15 protein-coding genes and 1 tRNA gene are annotated in these 11,360 nt (G+C 56.4%); 13 read left to right on the top strand and 3 right to left on the bottom strand.

Annotated features, from left to right (window positions below; all coding sequences use genetic code 11):
* From KI617_RS07840 to KI617_RS07785, 12 genes are all read left to right on the top strand, one after another.
* Positions 1–1,125, top strand: coding sequence for a glycosyltransferase family 4 protein (locus tag KI617_RS07840; RefSeq protein ID WP_226451445.1), 1,125 nt, complete (start codon positions 1–3; stop codon positions 1,123–1,125).
* A gap of 16 nt (positions 1,126–1,141) precedes the next feature.
* Entirely contained in the window at positions 1,142–2,089 is a 948-nt protein-coding gene (locus KI617_RS07835; protein WP_226451444.1) for an AAC(3) family N-acetyltransferase, read from the top strand.
* On the top strand, positions 2,080–3,093 hold the full coding sequence (locus KI617_RS07830) for a polysaccharide deacetylase family protein (RefSeq protein ID WP_226451443.1): 1,014 nt from the start codon (positions 2,080–2,082) through the stop codon (positions 3,091–3,093). The genes KI617_RS07835 and KI617_RS07830 overlap by 10 nt, the downstream gene beginning before the upstream one ends.
* Before the next feature lie 8 nt (positions 3,094–3,101).
* The gene (gene wecB / locus KI617_RS07825; protein ID WP_226451442.1) at positions 3,102–4,202 is read left to right on the top strand and encodes a non-hydrolyzing UDP-N-acetylglucosamine 2-epimerase; all 1,101 of its coding nucleotides are present in this window, start codon (positions 3,102–3,104) and stop codon (positions 4,200–4,202) included.
* Positions 4,199–4,939: a WecB/TagA/CpsF family glycosyltransferase gene (locus KI617_RS07820; RefSeq protein WP_226451441.1), complete on the top strand. Its 741-nt coding sequence runs from the start codon at positions 4,199–4,201 to the stop codon at positions 4,937–4,939. The genes wecB and KI617_RS07820 overlap by 4 nt, the downstream gene beginning before the upstream one ends.
* Positions 4,940–5,241: 302 nt before the next feature.
* Positions 5,242–6,522, top strand: a complete 1,281-nt coding sequence (locus tag KI617_RS07815) for a nucleotide sugar dehydrogenase (RefSeq protein WP_226451440.1) — start codon at positions 5,242–5,244, stop codon at positions 6,520–6,522.
* A gap of 258 nt (positions 6,523–6,780) precedes the next feature.
* Entirely contained in the window at positions 6,781–7,053 is a 273-nt protein-coding gene (locus tag KI617_RS07810) for a type II toxin-antitoxin system ParD family antitoxin (RefSeq protein WP_226451439.1), read from the top strand.
* On the top strand, positions 7,053–7,358 hold the full coding sequence (locus tag KI617_RS07805; protein ID WP_226451438.1) for a type II toxin-antitoxin system RelE/ParE family toxin: 306 nt from the start codon (positions 7,053–7,055) through the stop codon (positions 7,356–7,358). Before KI617_RS07810 ends, KI617_RS07805 begins: the two co-directional genes overlap by 1 nt.
* A gap of 84 nt (positions 7,359–7,442) precedes the next feature.
* Positions 7,443–7,631 (top strand): DUF4160 domain-containing protein, encoded by a 189-nt coding sequence (locus tag KI617_RS20520; protein ID WP_404826800.1) that lies wholly within the window; start codon positions 7,443–7,445, stop codon positions 7,629–7,631.
* Positions 7,612–7,848: a DUF2442 domain-containing protein gene (locus KI617_RS07795; RefSeq protein WP_226451437.1), complete on the top strand. Its 237-nt coding sequence runs from the start codon at positions 7,612–7,614 to the stop codon at positions 7,846–7,848. The genes KI617_RS20520 and KI617_RS07795 overlap by 20 nt, the downstream gene beginning before the upstream one ends.
* A 91-nt stretch (positions 7,849–7,939) precedes the next feature.
* Entirely contained in the window at positions 7,940–8,218 is a 279-nt protein-coding gene (locus tag KI617_RS07790) for a type II toxin-antitoxin system RelE/ParE family toxin (protein WP_226451436.1), read from the top strand.
* 9 nt (positions 8,219–8,227) lie between these two features.
* Positions 8,228–8,533: a HigA family addiction module antitoxin gene (locus KI617_RS07785; protein WP_226451435.1), complete on the top strand. Its 306-nt coding sequence runs from the start codon at positions 8,228–8,230 to the stop codon at positions 8,531–8,533.
* Positions 8,534–8,647: 114 nt separating this feature from the next.
* On the opposite strand, the gene KI617_RS07780 is transcribed toward KI617_RS07785, so the two are convergent.
* Together KI617_RS07780 and KI617_RS07775 are read right to left on the bottom strand one after the other, a co-directional pair.
* The gene (locus tag KI617_RS07780; RefSeq protein WP_226451434.1) at positions 8,648–8,929 is read right to left on the bottom strand and encodes a type II toxin-antitoxin system YafQ family toxin; all 282 of its coding nucleotides are present in this window, start codon (positions 8,927–8,929) and stop codon (positions 8,648–8,650) included.
* Complete coding sequence (locus tag KI617_RS07775) at positions 8,916–9,179, bottom strand: type II toxin-antitoxin system RelB/DinJ family antitoxin (protein WP_226451433.1); 264 nt, start codon at positions 9,177–9,179, stop codon at positions 8,916–8,918. The genes KI617_RS07780 and KI617_RS07775 overlap by 14 nt, the downstream gene beginning before the upstream one ends.
* A 492-nt stretch (positions 9,180–9,671) precedes the next feature.
* Here KI617_RS07775 and KI617_RS07770 point away from each other — a divergent pair, with 492 nt between their 5' ends.
* Positions 9,672–11,111 (top strand): mannose-1-phosphate guanylyltransferase/mannose-6-phosphate isomerase, encoded by a 1,440-nt coding sequence (locus KI617_RS07770; protein ID WP_226451432.1) that lies wholly within the window; start codon positions 9,672–9,674, stop codon positions 11,109–11,111.
* A gap of 126 nt (positions 11,112–11,237) precedes the next feature.
* Here the strand turns inward: KI617_RS07770 and KI617_RS07765 are convergent.
* Positions 11,238–11,330, bottom strand: a tRNA-Ser gene (locus KI617_RS07765).
* Positions 11,331–11,360: the final 30 nt, after the last annotated feature.

The raw sequence follows: 11,360 nt of genomic DNA, 5'->3' as shown, positions 1-11,360 counted from the left end.
ATGGCACTCAATACTCCCGACAAAATCATGATCGTTGGCATGGCGCTGAATGGCACTGGCGGCTTGGTTGCAGTAGCCAAGACGCAACTTGCCGGAGGCATCTCTGCTAGGTGGGATGTCGAATACGTTTCGACCTACCGCGGAGGCGATGGCCCGTTGACTCAAATTACCATCACTTCTAAGGCTCTTTGGCAGATCAACAGTTTGCTCCGCAAACGTTGCATCCGGCTTATGCACATTCACGGAGCATCGCGAGGCAGTTTCTGGCGTAAATCCATGGTTTGTGCGCTCGCGAGGCTGTACCGCGTTCCGTACGTGTTTCAGTTGCATAGCGGCGAATTTCCCATTTTCTACGATCAGGAGTGCGGCCGCCTTGCCAAGGCCTGGGTGCGCAAAACACTGCGCGGCAGTGCTGCTGTCATCGCCTTGACCGAACAATGGAAACATTCGCTTGGCATGATTGAACCTCTGGCGCAAATCGAGGTTATTCCCAATCCTGTCTCGGTTCCGCAGCAGCTCCCGGAGAAGCGAGCCGTAGCAACAACGGTTCTCTATCTCGGCCGTCTGAGTGAGAAAAAAGGGGTTTTCGATTTGATCCGTGCGGTTCCAAGCGTGATTGCCAAGGTTCCTGATGCCCGATTCGTCGTCGCGGGAGACGAAGGCATTGATGCCGTGCGCCAGTTGGCTAAAGAGCTTGGGGTCGATTCCCGAGTTGAAACACCTGGTTGGATCGACGGAGTTGATAAGGAAAAAGCGTTTGCTCAAGCGGATGTGCTGGTTTTGCCATCTTATTTTGAGGGGTTGCCAGTCTGCATTCTTGAAGCCATGGCAAACGGCGTACCGATTGTCACGACCGATGTTGGCGGTATTCCGGATGTTGTTTCCCATGACCAAAGCGCACTGATGACTCAACCCGGAGATGTTGCGGGGCTGTCCCAAGCTCTCATTGAGCTGCTGACGAACAGGGAGCGAAGAGAGCGCCTCAGAGCGCAAGCATTCAGCGATGCAGGTAGATTTTTCTCGATTGAGACGATCGACAGGAAGCTTGAATCGACCTACCAGCGAGTAATGCTCGACGGATTGAGTCGTTCTTCAGAACGCGCTTCTGAGCGCCGCATGTCATAGGAATCTGACCCTGAATATGAAACAGATCGCCAAACGCATCCTTCCACTGTTGCCACCGGTGCTGCAGACCCTCCTGCGCAAGGAAGCAGAACGTCGTCGCCAAATCGAAAAACAGGCTCGAAAGGAACGGGTATCGATCACGCGTGGGGATGTGGAGCAGGCCTTGGCACAGCTCAGATTCGATAGCGATGTGATCCTTCATTCGTCAATCTCCAACATCGGCAAATTTGAGCAGCCGGTTCAGGAGATTGCAGCTTTATTCGCTCAAACCGTTGATATATCGAGGCATACACTCCTGGTGCCGGCCCTCCCCTTCAACTCAAGCATGAGAGAACATCTTGATAAGGCTGAGGTATTTGATGTTCGTTCCGCACGCAATGCCATGGGGGCGATACCGAACATTCTGATGGCTTATCCGGGTGCAAAACGCAGCATTCATCCGACCCATTCTGTCGTCGCTCTCGGCCCAGAAGCCGGGTTCTACGTCGATAGCCACGAGGCCGATGCAACGCCGTTTGGCCCAAATAGCCCGTTTTTCAAGCTAACCAAACGTAGGGGAAAGATACTCATGTTCGGCGTCGGGCTGAACTCTGTAACCAACTTCCACGTTTACGAAGACCTGCTTGGCCCGGCTCTGCCGTTCGAGGTGTATCTGGACAGAAAGTACGTCACCAAGTGCGTTGGTCGTGATGGCGCCGAAATCATCGTCGAATCTCCTTGCCACAATCCGCAACTGTCGTCACGACGCGAGTGTGAAAGAGCGAGATCACATTTACAGTCTTCGGGTGCGATTTCGACGATTCCTTTTGGAGAATCGGAAATTTCCTTGATTGATGCCCATCTATTCACTGTCACGTTGCTGGAGATGTTGCTGGCAGGCCAGTCGATTTACGGCGAAATCACCATTTCCCCCGAACAGCGTCATGCCGTCCAGAATGCTCTGCGAGATATTTCATGCGCCTGATTTTGTCGCTGGACTACGAGGTCTTTTTTGGCGCGAAAACTGGCAGCGTTGAAAAAACTCTGATCGAGCCGACACGAGCGCTATCCAAGGTCGCATCCCGCTTCGCCGCCCCTCTTGTGTTCTTTGTCGATGCAGGTTTTTTGATCCGACTTCGCGAACGAAAAGACGATGCCGGGCGCTCGGATTACAGCAAAGTACGAAATCAACTTGACGAACTGGTCAAGCAAGGACACGAAATCCAGCTGCATATTCATCCTCACTGGGAAGACTCCGTTTGGGATGGAACAAAATGGGTAATCGATACAAATCGCTACCGATTGCACGATCACTCGCCGGAAGCAATCCGCTCGATTGTTAAGCGCTACAAGAACGAACTTGACGAAGTTGCGGGCTCGGACAATGTGTTTGCTTTCCGCGCCGGAGGGTGGGTACTTCAGCCTTTCGCCGATCTCCGCGAAAGTCTTTGGGATGCCGGAATATGGCTTGATAGCACGGTTTATAGAGGCGGCCTGGAAACCAGTGAAACCCATTCTTATGATTTCCGTGGCGCCCCCGCAATGTCTCGCTGGTGGTTTGACGACGACCCGCTGCTACCCAGTTCAGAAGGCCGCTTTCTGGAAGTGCCGATTGCGTCTTACCGCTTGCCTCCCTCGTTCTATTGGCAGCTTGCCTGGTTCAAAAAATTCGGTTCAGCCCGCCATCGCTCATTCGGTGATGGCTCTGCCATCCCGCTTGGCCGCAATGACCTTGCAGCAAAACTGTTCAAATCGACGTACAGCGTGGTGTCAATGGACGGATTCAAGGCGTCGTTCATAAGCCGTGCAGTTCGTAACTACCAAGTAGAAAAGCTGGATGATTTTGTCGTGATCGGGCACCCGAAGGCTCTGTCCGAATACTCGCTCGACGCATTGGAAAAATCACTTAGCCATATGAAACAGGTCGATTTTGTCGGCTATTCCTTTTATCGGCAGGAGCGATCTGCCAGAACTCAAGTATTGGAGTAGGTTGAAGCATGTCGAGTATCTATCTCGTTGCCGGCGCCCGGCCGAATTTCATGAAAATCGCCCCTATCGTGCGCGCCATCCAGGCGCACGGCGGGCTTGATTTCCGCATCATCCACACCGGCCAGCATTACGACCGGGAGATGAACGAGGTGTTTTTCGAGGAGCTTGGCATCCCGGAGCCGGATGTTTTCATGGCGGCCGGCGGCGGCAGCCATGCGCAGCAGACGGCGAAGATCATGGTGGCTTTCGAAGAGCTTTGCCAGGCACAGCGGCCGGATGCGGTGCTGGTGGTGGGCGATGTGAATTCGACACTGGCCTGCTCGATTGTGGCCAAGAAGCTGAACATCCCAGTCGCGCATGTGGAGGCTGGCTTGCGCAGCGGCGACATGACGATGCCGGAGGAGATCAACCGTCTGGTCACGGACAGCATTTCGGACTGGTTCTTTGTGACAGAGCCAAGCGGTGTCGAGCATTTGCGCCGCGAGGGCAAGGCGGAATCGGCAATTCATTATGTCGGCCATGTGATGGTGGACAACGTGCTTTATCAGGCGGAGAAGCTGAAGGATGCCGATACCGCAGGTTTTGAAACCTCGGCATTCAAGGCTGCCAACCGCCGCTATGGCGTGGTGACCCTGCACCGGCCCAGCAATGTGGATAGCGCAGAAATGATGGCACGCATTGGCGGTGCGCTACGCGAGATTGCTGCCGAATTGCCGCTGATTTTTCCGGTGCACCCACGCACTCGGGCCAATCTGGAGAAATTCGGGGTTGATCTGGGGCCGAATGTCACGCTGGTTGGGCCACAGGCTTACATGGCCTTCCTCAATTTGTGGAAGGACGCTGCCGTGGTGCTGACCGACAGCGGCGGCTTGCAGGAGGAAACGACAGCGCTGGGGGTGCCGTGCATCACGATTCGCGAGAATACGGAGCGGCCGGTGACGGTGGATGAAGGTTCGAACGTGCTGGCCGGCACAGACCCGGTGCGCATTGTCGAAGAAGCGTGCAAGGTGTTGTGCGGCGAGGGCAAACAGGGCCGCCGCCCCCATTTGTGGGACGGCAAGGCAGCAGAGCGGATTGTTGAAATTCTGGCCGGGGAACTTGCAAAATGAACAAGCGTATCGAAATGATGGGCTGCAAGATCGACAACCTGTCGATGGAAGAAACCCTGCAAACCATCGAGGGTTTTATCCGCAGCGGCAAACCGCATCAGCATGTGGTGGTGAATGTGGACAAGCTGGTGAAGGCCAGCCGTGATCCGGAGTTGTGCCAGATCATCAACGATTGCGCGTTGATCAACGCCGACGGCATGCCGGTGGTGTGGGCCTCTCGATTACTCGGCAAGGGTTTGAAGGAGCGCGTGGCCGGCGTTGATCTGTTCGAGTCGCTGATGCAGCGCTCGGCGCAAAAGGGTTGGCGGGTTTTCTTGCTTGGCGCCCGCGAGGAAGTGGTGTCCGGCGTCTGCAACATTTACCAGAAAAAGTACCCCAACCTGCCTATTGCCGGCTATCGCAACGGCTATTGGAAGCCGGAGGAGGAAGCCGGCGTTGTCGAACAGATCAAGGCGGCCAACGCGGATCTGCTCTTTGTCGCGATCAGTTCGCCGAAGAAGGAGCAGTTCCTCGGTAAATATCAGGCTGAAATGAAGATTCCGTTTGCCATGGGTGTCGGCGGAACTTTTGATGTCGCGGTCGGCAAGGTGAAACGGGCGCCGGTGTGGATGCAGAAGAGCGGCCTGGAGTGGTTCTACCGCTTCCTGCAGGAGCCGCGCCGGATGTTCAAGCGCTATTTCATCGACGACATGGCGTTTTTCTGGCTGCTGCTGCGCGAGGCGACGGCTCGGCGTTAGGCCGAACGACTTCGGGAAGATTTTGTTCGGGTTTTCTGGTGTGCCACCAGACATCAATCTCGAAAACCAGTGCAGCTCAGGAACTTGCCAGATCGTCGTTCAATGGAACGGAGCCTGCGAAGTGCGAGTCGCCCCCTGCACTTTCTTCCGACCCGATGCGCTGCTCTGGGTACTCGCCAATTTTATGGACGTGCTTGGCGACGAGTTCCAATCATTTGTAACAATCATTTCTCATACTCCTCACGATTAATGCCAGAACGCTATCGGCGCAACGGTATCCAGCATTTCAATTGGGAGAAATCATGTCAGTCGTCGCAGTTATCGGCCTGGGTTATGTTGGCCTGCCCCTGGTAGTGGAGTTTGGCAAGACCGGCCGAACCATCGGTTTTGATATCAGCACCAGCAAGGTGGCGCAGTGCCTGGCCGGCAAGGATCCGTCGCGCGAGCTTGATGACGAGGTGATGGCGCAAGCGGTGCACGCTGAATATACGGCGGACCCGGCCATGCTGGCGGAGGCTGACATCATCGTGGTGGCTGTGCCGACGCCGGTCGACGAGGCGCATATTCCGGATTTCCGGCCGCTGATCGGGGCCAGCACTTCAGTCGGCCGCCACATGAAGGCGGGGGCCATCGTCGTTTATGAGTCGACGGTTTATCCGGGTGCCACCGAGGAAATCTGCATTCCAGTGCTGGAACGTGAGTCGGGCCTGACCTGGAAACGGGATTTCTTTGTCGGTTATTCGCCCGAGCGGATCAATCCGGGCGACAAGGAACACACGCTTACGACCATTCTCAAGGTGGTGTCGGGCGATACGCCGGAAACGCTGGAAAAGGTTGCCGCGCTTTACGAGCGCATCGTCAAGCCGGGCGTCCATCGTTGCCGCAGCATCAAGGCGGCCGAGGCGGCCAAGGTGATCGAGAATACCCAGCGCGACCTGAACATTGCGCTGATGAATGAGCTGGCGATCATTTTCGACCGGCTCGATATCGATACCAGCGAGGTGCTGGAGGCGGCCGGCACCAAGTGGAATTTCCTCAAGTTCAAGCCGGGCCTGGTCGGCGGCCACTGCATTGGCGTTGATCCGTACTACCTGACGCACAAGGCAGAAATGATCGGCTACCACCCACAGGTGATTCTGGCCGGGCGGCGCATCAACGATGGCATGGCCAAGTTTGTTGCCGAGCAGACCGTCAAGCAGATGATCGCCGGTGGCAGCTACATCAAGGGTGCCCGGGTCAATGTGCTGGGGCTGACGTTCAAGGAGGACTGCGGCGATCTGCGCAATTCGAAGGTGGCCGACATCATTGCCGAACTGAAAAGCTACGGCGTCGAGGTCTTCGTCCATGATCCGGAGGCCGACCCGGAAGAGGCCATGCACGAGTATGGCGTGCACCTGTTTGCCTGGGATGACCTGCCCCGTGCCGACGCGATCGTCGCTGCGGTCGCCCACAAGGAATATCTGGCGCTGAGCACCGAAGATCTGTCACGCCGGATGGTCAAGGGTGGCTGCTTCATCGACGTCAAGGCAATGTTCGATGAGACAGGGCTGAAGAAGGCAGGCATTCGGACTTGGCGAATGTAAGACGGAAGCACGCAGCCCCTCACCCGCTTGCAGGATAACCAGCGACTAGCCAGCTAGCGGGCTTGGTCGAATGGCTGGTGGTTTCTCAGAGGATCAGGGAGAGCCCCCCTCTCCCCTGCCCTCTCCCCCAACGAGTTGGTGGAGAGGGAGTGGTTTTTCACGCGAATGACATTCATGCGATTGCCCTGAATGAAGCGTCTGGGTTTTTGGTGTTGGTGACATAGAATGTCAATATCTGACATAACCTTGGAGTCTCCAATGTCCCTCAACGTATCTTTGCCACCTGAACTTGAAAACCGAGTGCGCCAGCATGTCGAATCCGGGATGTATAGCTCGGCCAGTGAAGTGATCAGGGAAGCACTGCGCTTGTTTGAAGCCTATAAAGCTGTTCAGGCCGCGAATTTGTCGGCACTCAAGGCGGATATTGCCCAAGGTGTTGCCGATATAAATGCCGGACGTGTACGTGAGATCAACACATCCGATATCAAGGAGCGCGGCAGGGCGATTCTGGCTTCATCAAAAGTTGGCTAATGGCGAGTGTGTTCTATTCCGTCAGCGCCGAGAATGACTTGCTGGAGGCTTGGCTATACGTTGCCGCTGATAGCGTCTCGACAGCAGATCGTATGCTTGACCAAATTGAAGCAGAGGCCATCCGGTTACTTGATCAACCGCTGATCGGGCACGAGAGGAACGAGCTCGCACCTGGCATGCGTAGCTGGCCAACATCCAAGCCATACATTCTGTTTTACTTTCCGAATGAGAAAGGAATAGTGGTTGCAAGCGTGCTGCACCACGCACGAGATATTCCGGCAATTGATCTCTGGCCAGCGCACTGATGAGCTTGGCGGGTATCGAACGCGATAGACTAAGCACAGCCTACCGTCCTGTATCTGAATGGCTTTCGGTTTTTCTTCTTCAGTATGGAAGGAGCCGAGCCACCGCATATCCATATCGAGCATGGCGACAAGGTTGCCAAATATTGGTTGAACCCGGTTAATCTGGCCATGTCCGAAGGGTTCAGGAGCCAGGAGCTAACCAAGGTCCGAGCCATGGTGATTGAGCATCGCGTTTTGTTTTTGGAGAAATGGAATGAACACTTTAGCCGTTAAGCTGGACCAGCACGCGGTCGACATCAGCGTGGACGATACTGCGCTGCATTTCATCCTGGCTGACGGCCGGGAGATTTCGGCGCCGCTGGAATGGTTTCCACGGTTACGAGATGCTTCACCAGCTCAACGCGGACAATGGCGTTTGATTGGGAAAGGTATCGGCGTTCATTGGCCGGAGATCGACGAGGATATTGCGGTCAGCACACTGATGGGCTGATATTGAGAAAGCCGGGGATTCCCGGCTTTTTTACGCCCTAGCCTAGCGCGAATCCGCTTTACAGATTCCGCGACGCGGAACACAATAATGCATGATCCACTCGTTCAACAGTCTCGATACCGAAGCGCTTTTCCATAGCCAGGCGGTGCCACGGTTCAGGAACATCGAGCGCGTGGCTCGACGCAAGTTACTGCAACTGCACGCGGCTACCGTGTTATCGAGCCTGAGGGTTCCCCCGGGAAACCAGCTCGAAGCCCTCAAAGGCGACCGCAAAGGGCAGCACAGTATCCGCGTCAACGATCAATGGCGTGTGTGCTTTGTCTGGAAGGAAGACGGGGCGCACCAGGTTGAAATTGTGGACTACCACTAGGAGCTGAACATGGCTGAACTACTTGACGAAATCCACCCCGGCGAGATTCTGCTGGAAGACTTTATGAAGCCGATGGGTATATCGGCCCGTCAGCTTGCGGCCGACATCGATGTATCGCCAAGCCGAATTAGTGAGTTGGTGCACGGCAATCGCCCCATCACGGCCGATACGGCGCTGCGCCTCGGCCTTTTTTTCTCGATGGAGCCTCGTTTCTGGCTGAACCTGCAAACCGAGTACGACATGCGGGTCGCTGCTCGTACCCTGCAAGAGAAGATCGCACCGCGTATTCGTGTATTCCAGCAGCTTGCGGCCTGATGGTGAAACGGGAAGATGGGAAACTCTGCCACTGATTCCGCTCAAAGCCCGCCACACCTTCCGATCCAAAGTCGGACGCGGTTTCCGTGTGACCAGCAGCCTGTGACTTAGTTGCTACAGGCCAAGCTCGCTGTGCGAGCCAAGCCGAACGAGTTGCAACGTCACGTCATCTGGCTTTCGATAGATCAGCACCAAGTCAGGCTTTACGTGACAATCCCGATGATCCTTCCACTCGCCCGTAAGCGCATGGTCGCGGTGCCGAGGCTCTAGCGGCTGATCGCTAGCCAGAGCCTCCAAGACCGGCTCCAGCTCGGCATCAAGCGTTGCCCGATGCTGGCCCTTAGCCTCGCGTTTGTAGTCGCGCCTGAATTGGCCGGTCGGGTCAATCTTCCGCATGCAGGTCCGCCATCAACGCCCCAACGCTGTCGAAGCTCTTGAGGTTGCCGGCGCGTGCCTCACGCATGGCTGCGATGGTGGTTTCGTTCGGAATCAAAGGCTCGAACGGCAATGCCTTCTCGCGGGCAACACGGGTCAGCATGATGCGGAAGGCGTCGGAGACGGTCAGCCCCATTGCCGCAAGAACGGTGCTTGCCTCTTCCTTTATGTGCTCATCGATGCGCGCACGAACAACAGCATTGCTAGCCATGATTCATTCCTCCTTGTCATTGAGCTACAGTGTAGCCCAAAATCAACCATCCTGCCATGGCGAATGCCCATGAACCAAGTGGTCAAGGCGATTTCTATAGCGGCAATGCCAACCATAGCGCCATCTTCCGCGCTGCTCTTGGATGAACCTCTCCAAGTGAAAATTGGGTTGGCGTCTCAAATACAAGTAGCAGGCAACACAGCGCCACGTCATTAAGTAATGAAAGCAATCATGGCGGAAATCGCACCAATGCGTGCCACAACATGAATCAACGCAAGAAAATCGCGATCCGCAAGCTATGACAATTCATCAATTTTCAATAAACGCTGATCAGAATGGCCAGAGCAATCGCGGGATCAGGATTTCTATCCATCCCCAGCCCCGCCCTCCCTTGAAAGGGAGGGAGATTGACTGGATTCCTGCGCGTGCGGGAATGACGAATCAAACCGGTTTCCTCTAATAACTCATCTTTTTTATTGGCCACTCCATCCCATGACTACGTCCCTCCTCCCCGTCATTCTCTCCGGCGGTTCCGGCTCCCGGCTTTGGCCGCTTTCCCGTGAACAGTATCCGAAGCAGTTGCTGCCGCTGGTTGGTGGCGAATCGATGCTGCAATTGACCGTCTGCCGGCTCGATGGCTTGCCCGGCATTCAGCCGCCCTTGCTGGTTTGCAACGAGAACCATCGTTTTGCGGTGGCGGAGCAACTGCGGCAGGAAGGCAAGCAAGGGCAGATCGTGCTCGAGCCGCTTGGGCGGAATACGGCGCCGGCACTGACGCTGGCCGCTTTGCTGGCGCGGCGCGATGATGCCGATCCGGTCATGGTAGTAATGCCGGCCGACCATGTGATTCTGGACGAGCCAAGGTTCCGGGAAGCGGTTGCCTGCGCCGTGACACTGGCCGAGTCGGGCCAGGCGGTCACTTTCGGCATTGCGCCGGATGCGCCGGAAACCGGCTACGGCTACATTCAGGTGGGCGAGGCGGTGGCGGCACCAGGCCGGGCTTTCGTGCTCTCCCGCTTTGTCGAAAAGCCGAACCGGGCAACGGCCGAGTCGTATCTGGATTCGGGTGATTATTTGTGGAACAGCGGCATTTTTGTCATGAAGGCATCGGTCTGGCTCGACGCCCTGGCCCAGTGCCGGCCGGATATTCTCGAAGCTTGCCGCGCTTCGGTCAGCGCGGCGAAGTCGGATGGCGATTTCGTGCGCGTGGCAAACGACGCATTTGCCGACTGCCCTTCGGATTCGATCGACTACGCGGTGATGGAACGCTTGAACCAGGGCATCGCCGGCCTGCCGCAGGGGGTGGTGATTCCTCTGGATACGGGGTGGTCGGATGTCGGTTCATGGGATTCCCTGTGGAACGTGCTGAGCAAGGATGAAGCCGGCAATACGACGCGGGGCGATGTGCTGCTGGAGGGCTGCACGAATACGCTGGCTTTCGCCCAAAACCGCCTGGTCTCCTGCGTCGGGGTCACAGACCTGATCGTGGTCGAAACCGACGATGCGATCCTGATCGCCCAGCATGACGCAGCGCAGGACGTAAAGAAGATTGTCGATCGCCTGAAGGCCAGCCAGCCCGTCCTGACGCAACTCCACCGCAAGGTGCATCGCCCGTGGGGCTGGTTCGACGGCGTCGATGCCGGCCAGCGCTTTCAGGTCAAGCGCATTGTCGTCAAACCGGGCGCGCAGCTGTCCTTGCAGATGCACCACCACCGCGCCGAGCACTGGATCGTGGTTTCCGGCACCGCCAGAGTGACGCGCGGCGATGAGGTATTCCTGGTTTCGGAAAACGAATCCACCTACATCCCGCTCGGCGTCACGCACCGCCTGGAAAACCCGGGCAAGCTGTCGCTGGAAATGATCGAGGTGCAGTCGGGAAGCTACCTCGGCGAAGATGACATCGTGCGCTTCGAGGATACCTACGGGCGATAGGCCAGCAGCCTGTACGGCAGAAAGCTGCAGTTGATCTGAACCGGTGTGTTTCCATTTCAAGGAAACACAAGTGAAAATAAAAAAGCCCTTGGAAACCAAGGGCTTTTTCTTTGTTGCCAGCAGGACTGGCGGAGACGGAGGGATTCGAACCCTCGATGCAGGTTTTGCCCGCATGCTCCCTTAGCAGGGGAGTGCCTTCGACCTCTCGGCCACGTCTCCGATCCAACTACAACGAGGCGCGGATGATAG

Origin of the sequence: Ferribacterium limneticum (assembly GCF_020510625.1) — a bacterium.
GTDB lineage: Bacteria > Pseudomonadota > Gammaproteobacteria > Burkholderiales > Rhodocyclaceae > Azonexus > Azonexus limneticus_A.
The sequence above is the reverse complement of the archived record's forward strand: the minus strand, read 5'-3'. Positions and strand labels throughout refer to the sequence as shown.

Excerpts from the sequence above, each read along its gene's own strand:
- KI617_RS07840 (WP_226451445.1), top strand. The coding sequence starts at position 1 with ATGGCACTCAATACTCCCGACAAAATCATGATCGTTGGCATGGCGCTG.
- KI617_RS07835 (WP_226451444.1), top strand. The coding sequence starts at position 1,142 with ATGAAACAGATCGCCAAACGCATCCTTCCACTGTTGCCACCGGTGCTG.
- KI617_RS07830 (WP_226451443.1), top strand. The coding sequence starts at position 2,080 with ATGCGCCTGATTTTGTCGCTGGACTACGAGGTCTTTTTTGGCGCGAAA.
- wecB (WP_226451442.1), top strand. The coding sequence starts at position 3,102 with ATGTCGAGTATCTATCTCGTTGCCGGCGCCCGGCCGAATTTCATGAAA.
- KI617_RS07820 (WP_226451441.1), top strand. The coding sequence starts at position 4,199 with ATGAACAAGCGTATCGAAATGATGGGCTGCAAGATCGACAACCTGTCG.
- KI617_RS07815 (WP_226451440.1), top strand. The coding sequence starts at position 5,242 with ATGTCAGTCGTCGCAGTTATCGGCCTGGGTTATGTTGGCCTGCCCCTG.
- KI617_RS07810 (WP_226451439.1), top strand. The coding sequence starts at position 6,781 with ATGTCCCTCAACGTATCTTTGCCACCTGAACTTGAAAACCGAGTGCGC.
- KI617_RS07805 (WP_226451438.1), top strand. The coding sequence starts at position 7,053 with ATGGCGAGTGTGTTCTATTCCGTCAGCGCCGAGAATGACTTGCTGGAG.
- KI617_RS20520 (WP_404826800.1), top strand. The coding sequence starts at position 7,443 with ATGGAAGGAGCCGAGCCACCGCATATCCATATCGAGCATGGCGACAAG.
- KI617_RS07795 (WP_226451437.1), top strand. The coding sequence starts at position 7,612 with ATGAACACTTTAGCCGTTAAGCTGGACCAGCACGCGGTCGACATCAGC.
- KI617_RS07790 (WP_226451436.1), top strand. The coding sequence starts at position 7,940 with ATGATCCACTCGTTCAACAGTCTCGATACCGAAGCGCTTTTCCATAGC.
- KI617_RS07785 (WP_226451435.1), top strand. The coding sequence starts at position 8,228 with ATGGCTGAACTACTTGACGAAATCCACCCCGGCGAGATTCTGCTGGAA.
- KI617_RS07780 (WP_226451434.1), bottom strand. The coding sequence starts at position 8,929 with ATGCGGAAGATTGACCCGACCGGCCAATTCAGGCGCGACTACAAACGC.
- KI617_RS07775 (WP_226451433.1), bottom strand. The coding sequence starts at position 9,179 with ATGGCTAGCAATGCTGTTGTTCGTGCGCGCATCGATGAGCACATAAAG.
- KI617_RS07770 (WP_226451432.1), top strand. The coding sequence starts at position 9,672 with ATGACTACGTCCCTCCTCCCCGTCATTCTCTCCGGCGGTTCCGGCTCC.